At 67.5% G+C, this 15,792-nt stretch carries 13 protein-coding genes; 2 read left to right on the forward strand and 11 right to left on the reverse strand.

The window, feature by feature from the left end:
- Positions 1-56: 56 nt before the first annotated feature.
- Complete coding sequence (locus OCW50_RS18325) at positions 57-1,094, reverse strand: ABC transporter substrate-binding protein (protein WP_262298559.1); 1,038 nt, start codon at positions 1,092-1,094, stop codon at positions 57-59.
- 304 nt (positions 1,095-1,398) lie between these two features.
- Here OCW50_RS18325 and OCW50_RS18330 point away from each other — a divergent pair, with 304 nt between their 5' ends.
- Entirely contained in the window at positions 1,399-2,406 is a 1,008-nt protein-coding gene (locus tag OCW50_RS18330; RefSeq protein ID WP_262271985.1) for a TerC family protein, read from the forward strand.
- Between the two features lie 214 nt (positions 2,407-2,620).
- On the opposite strand, the gene OCW50_RS18335 is transcribed toward OCW50_RS18330, so the two are convergent.
- Positions 2,621-3,082 carry an Lrp/AsnC ligand binding domain-containing protein gene (locus OCW50_RS18335; RefSeq protein ID WP_262271984.1) on the reverse strand — a complete coding sequence of 154 codons (462 nt, stop codon included), beginning with the start codon at positions 3,080-3,082 and terminating at the stop codon, positions 2,621-2,623.
- A 114-nt stretch (positions 3,083-3,196) separates the two neighbouring features.
- On the opposite strand from OCW50_RS18335, the gene putA reads away from it, so the two are divergent.
- Complete coding sequence (gene putA / locus OCW50_RS18340) at positions 3,197-6,295, forward strand: bifunctional proline dehydrogenase/L-glutamate gamma-semialdehyde dehydrogenase PutA (RefSeq protein ID WP_262298561.1); 3,099 nt, start codon at positions 3,197-3,199, stop codon at positions 6,293-6,295.
- A gap of 141 nt (positions 6,296-6,436) precedes the next feature.
- Here the strand turns inward: putA and OCW50_RS18345 are convergent, their stop codons facing one another.
- From OCW50_RS18345 to OCW50_RS18385, 9 genes are all read right to left on the reverse strand, one after another.
- Complete coding sequence (locus OCW50_RS18345; RefSeq protein WP_262298562.1) at positions 6,437-6,952, reverse strand: 2'-5' RNA ligase family protein; 516 nt, start codon at positions 6,950-6,952, stop codon at positions 6,437-6,439.
- A gap of 39 nt (positions 6,953-6,991) precedes the next feature.
- On the reverse strand, positions 6,992-7,393 hold the full coding sequence (locus tag OCW50_RS18350) for a F0F1 ATP synthase subunit epsilon (RefSeq protein WP_262271981.1): 402 nt from the start codon (positions 7,391-7,393) through the stop codon (positions 6,992-6,994).
- Positions 7,394-7,509: 116 nt separating this feature from the next.
- Positions 7,510-8,964 (reverse strand): F0F1 ATP synthase subunit beta, encoded by a 1,455-nt coding sequence (atpD, locus tag OCW50_RS18355; RefSeq protein WP_262271980.1) that lies wholly within the window; start codon positions 8,962-8,964, stop codon positions 7,510-7,512.
- 22 nt (positions 8,965-8,986) lie between these two features.
- Positions 8,987-9,859 (reverse strand): F0F1 ATP synthase subunit gamma, encoded by an 873-nt coding sequence (locus tag OCW50_RS18360; RefSeq protein WP_262271979.1) that lies wholly within the window; start codon positions 9,857-9,859, stop codon positions 8,987-8,989.
- Between the two features lie 55 nt (positions 9,860-9,914).
- A complete protein-coding gene (gene atpA, locus OCW50_RS18365; protein ID WP_262271978.1) occupies positions 9,915-11,444 on the reverse strand; it encodes a F0F1 ATP synthase subunit alpha in 1,530 nt (509 codons plus the stop codon).
- Positions 11,444-12,016 (reverse strand): F0F1 ATP synthase subunit delta, encoded by a 573-nt coding sequence (locus OCW50_RS18370; protein WP_262271977.1) that lies wholly within the window; start codon positions 12,014-12,016, stop codon positions 11,444-11,446. The genes atpA and OCW50_RS18370 overlap by 1 nt, the downstream gene beginning before the upstream one ends.
- Before the next feature lie 242 nt (positions 12,017-12,258).
- Positions 12,259-12,819 carry a histidine phosphatase family protein gene (locus OCW50_RS18375; protein WP_262298563.1) on the reverse strand — a complete coding sequence of 187 codons (561 nt, stop codon included), beginning with the start codon at positions 12,817-12,819 and terminating at the stop codon, positions 12,259-12,261.
- A gap of 32 nt (positions 12,820-12,851) precedes the next feature.
- Positions 12,852-15,014, reverse strand: coding sequence for a primosomal protein N' (locus tag OCW50_RS18380; RefSeq protein ID WP_262298564.1), 2,163 nt, complete (start codon positions 15,012-15,014; stop codon positions 12,852-12,854).
- A gap of 39 nt (positions 15,015-15,053) precedes the next feature.
- Complete coding sequence (locus tag OCW50_RS18385) at positions 15,054-15,674, reverse strand: class I SAM-dependent methyltransferase (RefSeq protein WP_262298565.1); 621 nt, start codon at positions 15,672-15,674, stop codon at positions 15,054-15,056.
- Between the last annotated feature and the right edge of the window lie 118 nt (positions 15,675-15,792).

Here is a 15,792-nt window from a genome sequence, read left to right on the forward strand (position 1 = left end):
CCGTGCCGGTGAGCCAAAGGAAAAGCCCGGCTATCGTAACCGCCGGGCCCGGCGGATCAGTTCACTTTGCGCTGGTCGGCGGCGGGCAGGAACTCCTCCGTGAACACGGCGCCGACTTCAGGCTTGTTCTTGTAGGCGAAGGTCAGGCCGATCTGGTCGAGGGCCTTGGCGAAGCGCTCCTTGTCGATGCCGCCGAAGCCGTTCTCCTTGACGAAGGGCGTGATCATGTTCTGCTCCAGCACCATCTTGAGGCGTTCGAGCTCCACGTCCTTCTTGGCCACGTCGTTGCGCTTGATCACGGAATCGACCGCGCTCGAGGGATCCTTCACGGTGTCCTGCACGCCCTTCATGATCGCGCGCAGCAGGCCCTTGACGGCCTCCGGCTTCTCCTGGGCGAATTTCTGCGACACGATGATGGTGTTGCCGTAGAGATCGACGCCGTAATCGCTCATCAGCATCACGACGATGTCGTCCGCCGGAACCCCGCGGGATTTCAGGTTGATGTAGGACGACATGGAGAAGCCGAACACCGCGTCGACTTCGCCTTGCGCGAGCATCGGCTCCCGGACCGGGAAGCCGACATTCTCGAACTTCATGGTGGAATCGTCGATCTTGTTGACCGCCTTGAAGATCGGCCATTGCGCGTAGGCGCCGTCGGCCGCCGGAGCGCCGAACTTCTTGCCCTGCAGGCTCGACACCTCCTTGGTGATGCCCCGGCTCTTGCGCCCGATGAGCGCGAAGGGGGGACGGTCGTAGATCACCATCACGGCCTTGATGTCCGTGCCCGGATTCTCGTCCCGGAAGCGCACAAGGGAATTCACGTCGCCGAAGCCCGCGTCGTAGGTGCCGGACGCCACGCGGGAGATCGGCTCGCGGGAGCCCGCCGCCGGATCGATCGTCACGTCGAGCCCCTCGGCCTTGAAGTAGCCCTTGTCGATCGCGACCGCGAAGGGGGCCGCCGGTCCCTCCCAGCGCCAGTCCAGCGAGAATCTCACCGGCGTCTGGGCCTGGGCGGCCGCGGATCCGAGGAGCACGGCCGCGCCGGCCAGCATCCCCGTGATCCACCTCGCCTTCGTCGCACGATCCGCAAACATCACCGTCACCTCTGATTGTTATGGCCCGGAGCCTCGTGGCGCTCTTTTGCGGCCGCCTGCCCGGTTCCCGACCATGCAATCAGATCGGCTCTCCGGGTCAAGTCTCTTGGCCGGGCACCCCTGCCATCGGGGCGGGCATCTGACGGAAAATTGAGCAGAAATAGTCGGGTTCCGCGCTCTTGAAGGCCGCAAGGGCTCTCCCCACGTTGGATCCCATCGGCGACCGGGCCCCTCTGGCAGGACGTGAGCACACGACTGCGATGTCGGAGCCGATGCTTGAACAGAAGCAATCAAAGGTCCGGTTATGCCAGAATTCCTGCTCATGGAATGGCTGGGAAAGCCCGTCTGGATGTGGACGGCTTTCCTGAGCCTTGTCGTTTTTCTCCTCGCTTTCGATCTCGGTGTCCTGAACAGGAAGGACCGGGAGCTCGGGGTGAAGGAGAGCCTTCTCCTGTCCGCCTTCTACATCGGCATCGCGACCGCCTTCGGCGCCTATATCTGGTGGTCGTTCGAGACCGGCCTGCTGGTGACCGAGGACGGCACGCACGCGGGTATTTCCTACTTCACGGGCTTCTTCATCGAGAAGTCCCTGTCGATCGACAACGTCTTCGTGATCTCGCTGATCTTCAGCTACTTCGCGATCCCCCGGAAGTACCAGTATCGCGCCCTCGTCTGGGGCATCGTGGGCGTCATCGTCCTGCGCGGCATCATGATCGCCCTGGGCGCCGCCCTGGTGCAGGAATACGCCTGGATGCTCTATCTCTTCGGCGCCTTCCTCATCGCCACGGGCATCAAGATGCTGATCGTTCCGGAGAGCGATCCCGACATCGAGAAGAACCCCCTGGTCCGTTTCCTGCGCAAGCACATGCGGGTGACGAACCGGCTTCACGATCAGCACTTCTTCGTGCGCGAACCGGATCCGAAGTCCGGCAGGATCGTCACCTGGGCGACGCCGCTGTTCCTCGCCCTCGTGGTGATCAACGTGGCCGACCTGATCTTCGCGGTGGATTCGGTGCCGGCGATCTTCGCGATCACCACGGACACCTTCGTGGTCTACACGGCCAACATCATGGCGATTCTGGGCCTTCGGGCGCTCTACTTCGCCCTGGCCGCCATGGTGCACCGGTTCCACTACCTGAAATACGCGCTCGCCCTGGTGCTCGTCTTCATCGGCGGCAAGATCTTCTGGAACCAGCTCGTGGGCAAGCTCGACCCGACCATCTCGCTCGGCGTCACCCTCGCGCTGATCGCCGGCGGCGTCGTCTACTCGCTGTGGAAGACGAAGGACGAGGATAGGACGGTGGCAGGCTAAAGCATCGGACCCAAAAGTGGACTTGCACTTTTGGGATCCATCCGATGCTCTAAGGCACCTCCCGACGTCATCACCGGACCTCTCCCGGTGACGACAAACTCTCACGTCATGGCCGGGCTTGTCCCGGCCATCTCGATTGGGAAAAGCACCGCGCTCCACGCGATCGCGGGCGCCGGGACGAGCCCGGTGACGACGGAGAGAAACGCTACGGCCGTCACACCGGCAGCATCCCGTCGCTCTTCACCTCCTCCATGACCGCATAGGTGCGGGTCTCCTTCACGCCCGGCAGGGCCAGCAGGATCTCGCCGAGGAAGTGGCGATAGGCGGCCATGTCGGCCACGCGGGTCTTGACCAGGTAGTCGAACCCGCCCGCCACCATGTGGCATTCGAGAACCTCCGGGGCCCGTTTCACTGCGGCGGCGAATTTCTCGAACACGTCCGGCGTGGTCTTGTCGAGGGACACCTCCACGAAGACCAGGAGCTCGAGGCCGAGCCGGTGCGGATCGAGCCTGACGCCATACCCGGCGATGACGCCCTCCCGCTGCAGACGCTTCACCCGTTCGCCCGTGGAGGTGGGCGACAATCCCACCTTTTCGGCGAGCTCCACGGTGGCGATGCGGCCATCCGTCTGGAGAGCCTTGAGGATCTTGCGATCGATCCGGTCCAAATCCGCCATTTCCACGGCCTTTCCATCTTTTCTCCGCTCTTTCTAAGGCAAGATCCCGAATTTTGCCATCGAAGCACGGCCGACGCCCTCCTATATTTCGGGAAACATCCAGAGGACATTTCCATGAGCCCTGCCACCAGCGCCGCCCTGCCCTTCAACCCGCCCTTCGCAGAGGACGACAAGGCCCTCGCGGCCCGGCTCCTCGCGAGCGCCCGTCTCTCGCCGGAGCGGGAAAAGCGCGTGGACGAGCAGGCGACCCGCCTGATCGAGGCGATCCGCGCCAAGGGCGGCGGGCTCGGCGGCGTCGAGGAGATGCTGCGGGAATACGCGCTCTCCACCAAGGAGGGGCTGGCGCTCATGGTTCTGGCCGAAGCCCTGCTGCGGGTGCCGGATGCCGCCACCGCCGACAGGCTGATCGAGGACAAGCTGGGCCAGGCCGATTTCGCCGGCCACGAGGCGAAATCCGACGCGTTCCTCGTCTCGGCCTCGGCCTGGGCGCTCGGCATCACGGCGCGGATCATCCAGCCCGGCGAGACCCCGGAGAGCATCCTGGGCCAGCTCACCAAGCGCCTCGGCCTGCCCGCCGTCCGCACCGCCACCCGCCAGGCCATGCGGGTGATGGGGAACCATTTCGTGCTCGGCCAGACCATCGACGAGGCCCTGAAGCGGGCCACCTCGTCCAAGGGCCGCCTCTACCGCTATTCCTTCGACATGCTGGGCGAAGGCGCCCGCACGGCCGAGGACGCCCGCCGCTACTTCGATTCGTATGCCTCCGCCATCGACGCGATCGGCCGCTCCGCCGGCAACGAGCCGCTGCCGAACCGGCCGGGCATCTCGGTGAAGCTCTCGGCCCTCCATCCGCGCTACGAGGCCACGAGCCGCGAGCGGGTCATGCGCGAGCTGGTGCCCCTCGTGATCGAATTGGCCCGGAAGGCGAAATCCTACGATCTCAACTTCACCGTCGATGCCGAGGAGGCGGACCGGCTGGAACTGTCGCTCGAGGTGATCGAGGCCGTGCTCGCCGATCCCTCGCTCGCCGACTGGAAGGGTTTCGGCCTCGCCATCCAGGCCTACCAGAAGCGGGCCGGGTCGGTGGTCGATGCGATCGCCGCCATGGCGGAGCGCTACGACCGGCAGCTCATGGTGCGCCTGGTGAAGGGCGCCTATTGGGACACGGAGGTGAAGCGCGCCCAGGAGCGCGGCCTCGACGATTATCCGGTCTTCACCCGCAAGGCGATGACGGATCTGCACTACATGGCCTGCGCCGAGAAGATGCTGTCCCTGCGCCCGCGCATCTACCCGCAATTCGCCACCCACAACGCGCTCACCGTCGCGTCGATCATCGAGCGGGCCGGCGGCACGGAGGGTTACGAGTTCCAGCGCCTGCACGGGATGGGCGAGGCGCTCTATGCGCGCCTCCTGGAGGACAGGCCGGGCCTGGCCTGCCGGGCCTATGCGCCGGTGGGCGGCCATCGCGATCTCCTTGCCTATCTGGTGCGCCGTCTCCTGGAGAACGGGGCGAACTCCTCCTTCGTGTCGGTCGCGGCCGACACGAACGTCCCTGTCGAGTCGCTCCTGAAGCGTCCGGCGGACATCATCGTGTCGGCCGACAAGGCGCGCCACCCGAAGCTCCCGCTGCCGCGTGACCTTTATGGCCCGGAGCGTCCCAACTCGCGGGGCGTGGAATTCGGCCACCAGGCCTCCCTCGACGCGCTCCTGGCCGAGATCAGGACAGGTGGGCGGCAGAGCTTCAAGGCGGAGCCGCTCATCGACGGCAGGGCCGCACCCGGTGCCACCCGTCCGGTAGTCAGCCCCATCGACGGCAGCACCGTGGCCGGCCACGTGACGGAAGCCGCGCCGGCGGCAGCCGACCGGGCGATGGCGGCCGCGCAGGCGGGTTTTCCCGGCTGGAGCCGCACGGATGCGAACACCCGTGCGAAAGCCCTCCAGCGGGCGGCCGATCTTCTGGAGGAGCGCCGCGGCGCGCTGCTGCACCTGTTGCAGGTCGAAGCGGGCAAGACCCTCGACGATGCGCTCTCGGAGGTGCGCGAGGCCGTCGATTTCCTCCGCTACTATGCCGTTCAGGGCCGCGCCCTGTTCGGCGCCGGCGAGGCGATGCCCGGCCCCACCGGCGAGAGCAACGTGCTGCGTCTGCGCGGCCGCGGGGTGTTCGTGGCAATCTCGCCCTGGAACTTCCCGCTCGCGATCTTCCTCGGTCAGGTCGGCGCCGCGCTGATGGCCGGCAACGCCGTCGTGGCGAAGCCCGCCGAGCAGACGCCGCTGATCGCGGATTTCGCCGTTCGCATCCTCCACGAGGCGGGCGTTCCGAAAACGGCCCTGCACCTCGTGCCGGGCGACGGGCGCGTCGGGGCGCGCCTCGTCGAGCACAAGGATGTGGCCGGCGTGGTCTTCACCGGCTCGACCGAGGTCGCGCGCATCATCAACCGAACCCTCGCCGGCAAGGACGCCGCCATCGTGCCGCTGATCGCCGAGACGGGCGGCATCAACGCGATGATCGTCGATGCCACCGCGCTGCCCGAGCAGGTAGCCGATGACGTGGTGATGTCGGCGTTCCGGTCGGCCGGCCAGCGCTGCTCCGCTCTGCGTCTGCTCTGCGTCCAGGACGACGTGGCCGACCGCATGATCGAGATGATCGCCGGCAATGCCCGCGAGCTGAAGATCGCGGACCCGCGCGAGATCTCGACCCAGATCGGTCCGGTGATCGACCGGGAGGCGAAGGAGAAGCTCGACGCCCATGTCGCGGCGATGACCGCATCGGCGAAGGTGCATTATGCCGGCGAGGCCCCGGCGGCGGGGACCTATGTGGCGCCGCACATCTTCGAGCTGAACAAGCCGCGCGATCTCGCCCAGGAGGTGTTCGGCCCGGTGCTGCACGTGGTGCGATACAGGGCGGACCGGCTGGAGGATGTACTGCGGGCGATCGAGGGCACGGGCTACGGCCTGACGCTGGGCGTCCACTCGCGCATCGATGCGACGGTCTCGCGGGTGGTCCAGGCCCTGTCGGTGGGCAACGTCTACGTCAACCGCAACATGATCGGCGCGGTGGTGGGCGTGCAGCCGTTCGGCGGACACGGCCTGTCCGGCACGGGGCCGAAGGCCGGGGGCCCGCATTATCTCCTGCGCTTCGCCACCGAACAGACGGTGACGATCAACACCGCCGCGGCGGGCGGCAACGCCAACCTGATCGCCATGGGGGAATAGGGCCGGCGCCGCGTCGATCGCCCGGGCGACACCTCCTCCACGTCGTCACCGGCCTTGTGCCGGTGATCCCTCTTGGTGGTCGCGCACCGCTCGCCGTGTCGCCCTGGCGGGGGCAAGCCCGGCCGCCGCCTGGTGGATCGGTCAGGCGGTGAAGCCGAAGCGGCCGGCCATCTCCCACGGTCCGCCGCGATACCACCACAGGTCCAGCCCGATCGCCTCGGCTTGGAATGGCTGGAAGGTCTCGCTGAGATCTTCGAGGAGAGCCCTGGCCCGGGTAGCATCCACTTTGTTCTGCACGGTGACGTGCGGCTGGTGGTTCTGCCGGTCCTGGGGCTTGAGCCAGGGATTCCAGGTGAGCGCCAAGATGCGGCGCAGGTCCGCGAGTTCCGCCGATTGGAGCGAATAGGCGACCCCGCGTCCGAGGGACCGGAGGCCGGTCACGTGCAGCAGGAAGGGTGTCCGCCGCGCGATCGACGTGGCGATGTCCTGCTGGATCGTGGGGAGATGCTCGCCCGGCAGCGCGTGGAACAGGGTGAGGTGGGCCGGGATGAAGTTGCGATCGGGCGGAAAGTAGCGCCGTCTCTGCGCGTCGAAGAAGGCGAACGAGTGCTCGTCGAGCCGGAGCGTGAGGATGAGCGGCGGGCTGTCGGGGGTCATGCCATGAAAAACCCGGCGCGGGGCCGGGTTGTTTCAGTCTCAGAAGTTCAGTGCCGCCTTGGCTTCGCGCAGCTGCGCGATGGCTGATTCCGCGGCGTGTTTCGCGGCCGGCTCGTTGGTGGCGTCGTAGTGCATCTCGGCGGTCAGGATTTCCTGGTCGAGGATGTCCTGGGTCAGCTCTTCCTCGGGGAGGGCGCGCTCCGCCAGGACCGTGAGGCCGTTCTGGTTGACGTCGGCGAATCCGCCGCGCACGAGAACCCGCCGTCCGTTGCCGGGCGTGCTGGTGACGACGAGGAATCCGGTCTTGAGGGTGGTCATCACCGGCGAGTGGCCGGCCAGAACCGTCATGTCGCCCTCGGTCGCCGGCAGCACGACGGCGTCCACGGCGCCGGAGAACAGGACGCGCTCAGGGGACACGAGTTCGAAGGTGAAGGTAGCCATCTGTGCTCCTCGTCATCCCGCGGCCGCCGGGCGGTCGGGAATCGTTTGGGAGATACGCTTGGACACGACCATCCCGGAGCGTGGATGCACGGCTCCGGGATGACGTCTGGTTCGACTTAGGCCGCTTCGGCCGCGAGGCGCTGGGCCTTCTCGACGGCTTCCTCGATGGTGCCGACCATGTAGAAGGCAGCCTCCGGGAGGTGGTCGTACTGGCCCTCGACGAGACCCTTGAAGCCCTTGATGGTGTCTTCGAGCGCCACGAGCTTGCCGGGCGAGCCGGTGAACACTTCCGCCACGTGGAAGGGCTGCGACAGGAAGCGCTCGATCTTGCGGGCGCGGGCGACGGTGAGCTTGTCCTCTTCGGACAGCTCGTCCATGCCCAGGATCGCGATGATGTCCTGGAGCGCCTTGTAGCGCTGCAGCACCTGCTGGACCTGACGGGCGGTGTTGTAGTGCTCCTCGCCGACGATGGCGGCCGAGAGCATGCGCGAGGTCGAGTCGAGCGGGTCCACGGCCGGGTAGATGCCCTTCTCGGCGATGGAGCGCGACAGCACGGTCGTGGCGTCGAGGTGGGCGAAGGACGTGGCCGGAGCCGGGTCGGTCAGGTCGTCGGCCGGCACGTAGATGGCCTGCACCGAGGTGATCGAACCCTTGGTGGTGGTGGTGATGCGCTCCTGCAGGGCGCCCATGTCGGTGGACAGCGTCGGCTGGTAGCCCACGGCCGAGGGGATACGGCCGAGAAGCGCCGACACCTCGGAGCCCGCCTGGGTGAAGCGGAAGATGTTGTCCACGAAGAACAGCACGTCCTGGCCCTGGTCGCGGAAGTTCTCGGCGACGGTCAGGCCGGTGAGCGCGACGCGGGCGCGGGCGCCCGGGGGCTCGTTCATCTGGCCGTACACGAGGGCGCACTTGGAGCCGACGGCCGAACCGGCCTCGCGGGGATCCACGTTCACCTTCGACTCGATCATCTCGTGGTAGAGGTCGTTGCCCTCGCGGGTGCGCTCGCCGACGCCGGCGAACACGGAGTAGCCGCCGTGCGCCTTCGCGACGTTGTTGATGAGCTCCATGATCAGCACGGTCTTGCCGACGCCGGCGCCGCCGAAGAGGCCGATCTTACCGCCCTTGGCATAGGGAGCCAGCAGGTCGACGACCTTGATGCCCGTGACCAGGATCTGACCTTCCGTGGACTGCTCGGCGTAGGACGGAGCCGGCTGGTGGATGGCGCGGGTGCCTTCGCCCACGATGGGGCCGGCCTCGTCGACCGGCTCGCCGATGACGTTCATGATGCGCCCGAGGGTGGCGGCGCCGACCGGCACCGAGATCGGCGCGCCGGTATCGGTGACGGGCTGGCCGCGCACCAGGCCTTCGGAGGTGTCCATGGCGATGCAGCGCACGGTGCTCTCGCCGAGCTGCTGGGCCACTTCGAGCACGAGGCGGTTGCCGCCGTTCGTGGTCTCGAGGGCGTTCAGGATCTCCGGCAGGTGTCCTTCGAACTGCACGTCGACGACGGCGCCGATGACCTGCGTGATGTGACCGGTCGCCTTGCCGGCAGTGGTAGCGGTGTTGGCCATGATTGGCTCCTCTCCGATGTCGTCAGAGCGCCTCGGCGCCCGAGATGATTTCGATCAGTTCCTTGGTGATCATCGCCTGACGGGACCGGTTGTAGGTCATCGTCTGCTTCTTGATCATTTCGCCCGCGTTGCGGGTCGCGTTGTCCATGGCGCTCATGCGGGCGCCCTGTTCGGAGGCGGCGTTCTCAAGCAGCGCGCGGAAGATCTGCACGGTGAGGTTCCGCGGCAGGAGCGTGGTGAGGATCTCGCCTTCCTCGGGCTCGTAGTCGTAGACCGCGTCGGTGGCGCCGGCGCTGGCCTCGATCTCGGCCGGGATGATCTGCTGCGCGGTCGGGATCTGGGCGATCACCGAGCGGAAGCGCGAGTAGAACAGGGTCGCCACGTCGAACTCGCCCGCCTCGAAACGGCCGAGGATCTTCTGGGCGATCTGGTCCGCCTGCTCGAAGCCGATCTGGCGCACCGCCCGCAGGTCGACGAACTCGATGATCTGCTCGGCGAACTGGCGACGCAGGATGTCGTAGCCCTTCTTGCCGACGCAGATGATCTTGACCGTCTTGCCTTCGGCGAGGAGCCGGTTGGCGTGGTCGCGGGCGAGGCGCGCGATCGAGGAGTTGAACGCCCCGCACAGGCCGCGCTCGGCCGTGCAGACGACCAGCAGGTGGACGCGGTCGGAACCGGTGCCGGCCAGGAGGCGCGGCGTGTCGGGCCCGACCGTGATGCCGGACGCGAGGTTGCCGAGCACCACGGCCATGCGCTCCGCGTAAGGACGCGCGGCTTCCGCCGCGGTCTGCGCGCGGCGCAGCTTCGCGGCGGCCACCATCTGCATGGCCTTGGTGATCTTCTGCGTCGCCTTGACCGAGGCGATGCGGTTACGAAGGTCTTTCAAGCTCGGCATCGAGCGGCCCTACCCTCTCCGGAAATCCGGCTGGATCTTACGAGAACGGAAGTCTTTACGAGAAAGACTTGGCGAAGGTCTGGACCACGTCCTTGAGCTTCGCTTCCGAGTCGCTCGACAGGTCCTTCGAAGCCCGGATGGCATCGAGGATATCGGCGTGCTTACCGCGCAGGAGCGAGAGCAGCCCGTCCTCGAACGCCCGCACCCGGTTGAGGGGCAGGTTGTCGAGGTAGCCGTTCACGCCGGCGTAGATCACGGCGACCTGCTCTTCCATCTTCAGCGGCGAGAACTGCGGCTGCTTCAGGAGCTCGGTCAGGCGCGAACCGCGGTTCAGGAGGCGCTGCGTGGTGGCGTCGAGGTCGGAGCCGAACTGGGCGAAGGCCGCCATCTCGCGGTACTGCGCCAGCTCGCCCTTGATCTTGCCCGCGACCTTCTTCATCGCCTTCGTCTGGGCCGAGGAGCCCACGCGCGACACCGAGAGGCCGACGTTCACCGCCGGACGGATGCCCTGGTAGAACAGGTCGGTCTCGAGGAAGATCTGGCCGTCGGTGATCGAGATCACGTTGGTCGGGATGTAGGCCGACACGTCGTTGGCCTGCGTCTCGATGACCGGCAGAGCGGTGAGCGAGCCCGCGCCCTGGCTGTCGTTGAGCTTCGCCGCGCGCTCGAGCAGGCGGGAGTGCAGGTAGAACACGTCGCCCGGATAAGCCTCGCGGCCCGGAGGACGACGGAGCAGGAGCGACATCTGACGGTAGGCGACGGCCTGCTTGGACAGGTCGTCATACACGATCACGGCGTGCATGCCGTTGTCGCGGAAGAACTCGCCCATGGCGCAGCCCGAGAAGGGCGCCAGGAACTGCATCGGAGCCGGGTCCGAAGCGGTCGCCGCGATGATGATGGAGTATTCCAGCGCGCCCTGCTCTTCGAGCACCTTCACGAACTGGGCCACCGTCGAGCGCTTCTGACCGACCGCGACGTACACGCAGTACAGCTTCTGCGATTCGTCGTTGCCCTGGTTGAGCGGCTTCTGGTTGAGGATCGTGTCGAGCACGACGGCGGTCTTGCCGGTCTGGCGGTCGCCGATGATCAGCTCGCGCTGGCCGCGGCCGACCGGGATCAGGGCGTCGATGGCCTTGAGGCCCGTCGCCATCGGCTCGTGCACCGACTTGCGCGGAATGATGCCGGGAGCCTTCACGTCCACGCGGCGGCGCTCGGTGGCCTGGATCGGGCCCTTGCCGTCGATGGGGTTGCCGAGCGCGTCGACGACGCGGCCGAGCAGGCCCTTGCCGACCGGCACGTCCACGATGGCGCCCGTGCGCTTCACGGTCTGGCCTTCGGCGATCTCGCGGTCGGAGCCGAACACCACGACGCCGACGTTGTCGGTCTCGAGGTTGAGGGCCATGCCGCGCACGCCGCTCTCGAATTCGACCATCTCGCCGGCCTGGACCTTGTCGAGGCCGTAGCAACGGGCAATGCCGTCACCGACGGACAGGACCTGCCCGACTTCGGTGACTTCAGCCTCGGTACCGAAGTTCTTGATCTGCTCTTTGAGGATCGCGGAGATCTCAGCGGCTCGAATGTCCATCAGCGGACCTCTTTCATCGCTAGACGAATGGAATTGAGTTTGGTGCGCACCGAGGCATCCACCATGCGGGACCCCATCTTCACGATGAGACCGCCGATGAGGCTCGGGTCGATTTTGACGTCGACGGAGACGTCAGCCTTGGCGACGTCGCGCAGCGCCGCCTTGATTTCGTTCAGGACCGTGTCGGACGGCGCTTCCGCCAGGGTGACCTGCGCCCGGACGATGCCCTTGGCATCGGACACCAGGTTCTGGAAGGCGCGGATCATGTCGGGCAGCGCGAAGAGCCGGCGCTTGGACGCGACGAGGCGGATGAAATTGCCCGAAAGGCCCGAGATGCCGGCCTTGTCGAGAATGGCCCCAATGGCGTTCGACTGCTCTTCGGCCGTGAAGATGGGGTTCTGGATCAGGCGCTGCAAGTCTTCGCTGCCGCGGATCATCTGATCGAAGCGGGCCAGGTCGCCGGCGACGGCATCCACGGCGTTCGCTTCGCGAGCGAGTTCGAACAGCGCCGAAGCATAGCGCAATGCTACGCCCGACAGGAGGGGTCCTTCTTGCGAACCGCTTTGCGCCACGTAACCGTCTCTCTCGTGTCTTAACGGGCCTCGGACCGGGGCAGCCTGCGAATGAGGCCCTCGGGAAACCCGTCAGGTGTGGAAATGAGCCCGGGGCGGGAGCCTTCTCCGCCCGTCAGGCGAGGGTGCACTAGCATGGGTTTTCCCAGGGCGCAAGGCGAGCCGGGCCCTGCCCGGCCGGGAAAAAACCGGGCTGCCGGTTATGGTGAAGGCCCGGAGGAGCCGCCGCGGGGCAAAATGCGTCAGAGCTCCAGTGCGGCGACTTCGCAGTTGGCCAGGAACCGCCCCGTGAGCCTGCTGAAGAAGGTGCCGTGCCCGACGACGGCGATCATCGCCTCCGGCCGCTCGGAGAGCCACTGCCGGAACCGCTCGACCCGCTCCTCGAAGAGGTGAGCCGGCTCGTAGACGAAGCCGCGCTCGTTCACCTCGCCCTGGCTGTGCCACCAGACCTCGTCCAGGTGTCCGAAATGCAGGTGCGGAAAGTCCCGGGACAGCTGGGAGACCGCGCGGCCCACGTCGCAGCTGCTCTCCAGGTGCTCGCGGTGGAGGCACTCGACCAGGATCGGCGGGGCGGCCGGATGGGTTCCGAACAGGCCCATGGTGGTCTGGATCGCCCGGGTCAGGGGCGAGGTCACGACGAGCTCGTAGGGGTGCTGGCGCAGCTCCGGCGCCCGCTCGGCCACCTGCTGCTGGCCGAGTTCCGTGAGAGGCGCATCGAAATGGCCCGGATCCTCGCCGTGCTCGGCCCAGTGGGCGTTGAAGGTGGATTGGCCGTGGCGGATGCAATGGACGATCTTGGTCATGGGGCCTGTCTTGGTGGTGGGTGTTCGTTCGATCACAAAAAGCTTTGGGGATCCACGTCGATGGACACGCGGGTGTTGCCGCGGATCTTCGGGCAGCGGGCCATCCAGCCGCGCAGATAGGCCTGGAGGTCCACCTCGCGCTCGGTTTTCACCAGGAGCCGGAACCGGTAGCGGCCGCGGATCAGGGCGAGCGGCGCCTCGGCCGGCCCGAGCACCGTCACGCCGGGCGGCGGCTCGGCCACGAGGGCCATGCCCCGGGCATGCGCTTCCGCGACCTCGCGGTCCTCGGCCGAGACGATCAGGGAGGCGAGCCGTCCGAAGGGCGGCAGGCCGGCCATCTCGCGCACCCGGGTCTCCTCCTCGTAGAACCGTTCCGCGTCGCCCGAGATCAGGGCCGCGATCACCGGGTGGTCCGGCTGCCAGGTCTGGACCAGAGCCCGGCCCGGCTTCTCGCCGCGTCCGGCGCGGCCGGTCACCTGCTGGAGCATCTGGAAGGTGCGCTCGGCGGCGCGCGGATCGCCCGAGGTGAGGCCGATATCGGCGTCGAGCACCCCCACCAGGGTCATGAGCGGGAAGTTGTGCCCCTTGGCCACGAGCTGGGTGCCGATCACGATGTCGAACTCGCCCGCGGCGATCGCCGCCAGTTCGGCCCGCAGCCGCTCCGTGCCGCCGGGAAAATCGCTCGAGAGCACGATGCAGCGCTTGTCCGGGAACAGCGCGGCGGCCTCCTCGGCGATGCGCTCCACGCCGGGCCCGCACGGCACCAGCGAATCGACGCTGCCGCATTCGACGCAGGCGTGCGGGGTGCGCTCCACATGGCCGCAATGGTGGCACACGAGGGCGCGCCGGAAGCGGTGCTCCACCAGCCACGAGGAGCAGTTGGGGCATTCGTAGCGGTGGGCGCAGGCCCGGCAGAGGGTGAGCGGCGCATAGCCGCGCCGGTTGAGGAAGAGGAGCGCCTGCTCGCCGCGCCCGACCGTGTCCTCCACGGCGCCCACCAGGGTCGGCGAGAGCCAGCGGCCCTTGGGAATGGCCTCCCGGCGCAGGTCCACGGCGCGGATCTGGGGCATGGAGCGGCCGCCGAATCGCTCAGGGAGACGCACATGGCGATAGCGACCGCGCTCCACGTTGACCCGGCTCTCGATGGACGGCGTGGCGGAGGCGAGCACCACGGGGGCGTTCTCGATCCGGCCGCGGACCACCGCCATGTCCCGGGCATGGTAATGCACCCCGTCGTCCTGCTTGTAGGCGGTCTCGTGCTCCTCGTCGACGATGATGAGGCCGAGATCCGCGTAGGGCAGGAACAGGGCCGAGCGGGCGCCCGCCACCACCTTCACGTCGCCTGACGCGATGGCCGTGTAGAGCCGCTCGCGCCGGCGGCCCGCGACGCCAGAATGCCAGGTGGCGGGCTTGACCCCGAACCGGGCCGCGAAGCGGTCCAGGAACTGCGCCGTCAGGGCGATCTCGGGCATGAGGATCAGCGCCTGCCGACCCGCCCTCACGGTCGCGGCCACCGCCTCGAAATAGACCTCCGTCTTGCCGGAGCCCGTGACGCCTTCGAGGAGAATCACCGGCGGATGCTCCTCGCCCATGGCGGCGACGATCTCCTCGGCCGCCGTCTTCTGCCCGTCGGACAGAGCCGTGTGGCCGAAAGCCGGGTCCGGCGTCTCGGCGACGGGCTCGGCCAGGAGCGTGACCGTCGCGAGGGTTCCCTCGTCGATGAGCCCGTCGACGACGCCGTTGCTCACGCCGGCCGCATGCGCCAGCTCGCTCTTGAGCCGCACGGCCCCGTCCTTCGCGACCTCGATCACCTTCTGCCGGGCAGGCGTCATGCGCTTCGGCAAGGCGCCCGCCAGCCTCACGCCGACGCGGGCCACCTCCTGCCGGTCGGGATCCGGGATCTTGAGCCCCATGGCGAGCGCCGAGCCCTTGGGCGCCAGGGTGTACCAGGCGATCCAGTCCAGGAACTTGCGCATCCTGGACGACAGGTTCGGGGCCTCGATGACCCCCGTGACCTTCTTCAGGTTGCCGCCTTGGCCCTCGCGCAGGCCCCAGACGACACCGGCCACCTCCCGGTTGGCGAGCGGGACCTGGACCACGTCGCCCTCCTTGAGGGCAAGGCCGTCCGGCACGGCGTACGAATAGGCCGTGTCGAGCGCCAGCGGGATGAGGACGTCGGCGATCTTGGCGGCCATCAGCGGGAGAGCACGAAGAACGGGAACATGGCCGACAGCTTAGACCCGATTTTTGTTCTCGAATGCAAGCATGGTCCAGGTCACACCCTCGCGGCCAAGCCTATCGGCAAATTCGTCCCGGTGAAGAAGGGTGAGACCGATGGCCTGCGCCTGCGACACCAGCGGATCGACCGGAACCAGGAACATCCGCCGTCCAGCAGGCACGGGCCCTCTGCGGATGGTCATGAAAAGCCTTCCGCCCGGGGCGAGCAGCTCCACGAGATGCGGCAGGGCGCGGCTGCGCTCGCCCTCGTCCAGATGCATCCATACCGCGGACATCAGGATGAGATCGAAACGCCCGCCAGCGGCCCGCACCCGCGCCAGATCCGGCAGCCCGTCGTCGATCCAGACGATACCCGGCTCGGCATGGAGGCGCTGCGCATGACGGCGCAGCTCGGGCGTGGGTTCCACCGCATGGACCCGGAAGCCGCGCCGCGCCAGGGCGGCGGCATCCCGTCCCGTGCCGGCCCCGATGTCGAGAGCCCGGCCCCGCCCGGGCAGCAGCGCGAGCACGGGACGATAGAGATCCTCGAACACGAGGCTTTCGTACCTCTCCACGAGATCGTCGGCCTCTGTGCCGTACCCTTGGGTCCCTGGAAGGCTCTTTCCGTCCTGGCTCACGCGCGCTCTCCCTGTCGGTCCGATCGGGATCTTATCTCATCCGGTCGCGGCGGGCGTCGGCGCTTCACGTTTTGGCAACGTGGCGAAGGGATAGTGGGATCGTGACAGACGCAAAGAA

The sequence above is a fragment of the Microvirga sesbaniae genome (assembly GCF_025460805.1).
Lineage (GTDB): Bacteria > Pseudomonadota > Alphaproteobacteria > Rhizobiales > Beijerinckiaceae > Microvirga > Microvirga sesbaniae.

Coding starts and splice junctions, on each gene's coding strand:
- OCW50_RS18375 (WP_262298563.1), bottom strand. CDS start 12,819: ATGACCAAGATCGTCCATTGCATCCGCCACGGCCAATCCACCTTCAAC.
- OCW50_RS18345 (WP_262298562.1), bottom strand. CDS start 6,952: ATGACCCCCGACAGCCCGCCGCTCATCCTCACGCTCCGGCTCGACGAG.
- OCW50_RS18380 (WP_262298564.1), bottom strand. CDS start 15,014: ATGGCCGCCAAGATCGCCGACGTCCTCATCCCGCTGGCGCTCGACACG.
- OCW50_RS18360 (WP_262271979.1), bottom strand. CDS start 9,859: ATGCCGAGCTTGAAAGACCTTCGTAACCGCATCGCCTCGGTCAAGGCG.
- atpD (WP_262271980.1), bottom strand. CDS start 8,964: ATGGCCAACACCGCTACCACTGCCGGCAAGGCGACCGGTCACATCACG.
- OCW50_RS18335 (WP_262271984.1), bottom strand. CDS start 3,082: ATGGCGGATTTGGACCGGATCGATCGCAAGATCCTCAAGGCTCTCCAG.
- OCW50_RS18330 (WP_262271985.1), top strand. CDS start 1,399: ATGCCAGAATTCCTGCTCATGGAATGGCTGGGAAAGCCCGTCTGGATG.
- putA (WP_262298561.1), top strand. CDS start 3,197: ATGAGCCCTGCCACCAGCGCCGCCCTGCCCTTCAACCCGCCCTTCGCA.
- OCW50_RS18325 (WP_262298559.1), bottom strand. CDS start 1,094: ATGTTTGCGGATCGTGCGACGAAGGCGAGGTGGATCACGGGGATGCTG.
- OCW50_RS18350 (WP_262271981.1), bottom strand. CDS start 7,393: ATGGCTACCTTCACCTTCGAACTCGTGTCCCCTGAGCGCGTCCTGTTC.
- atpA (WP_262271978.1), bottom strand. CDS start 11,444: ATGGACATTCGAGCCGCTGAGATCTCCGCGATCCTCAAAGAGCAGATC.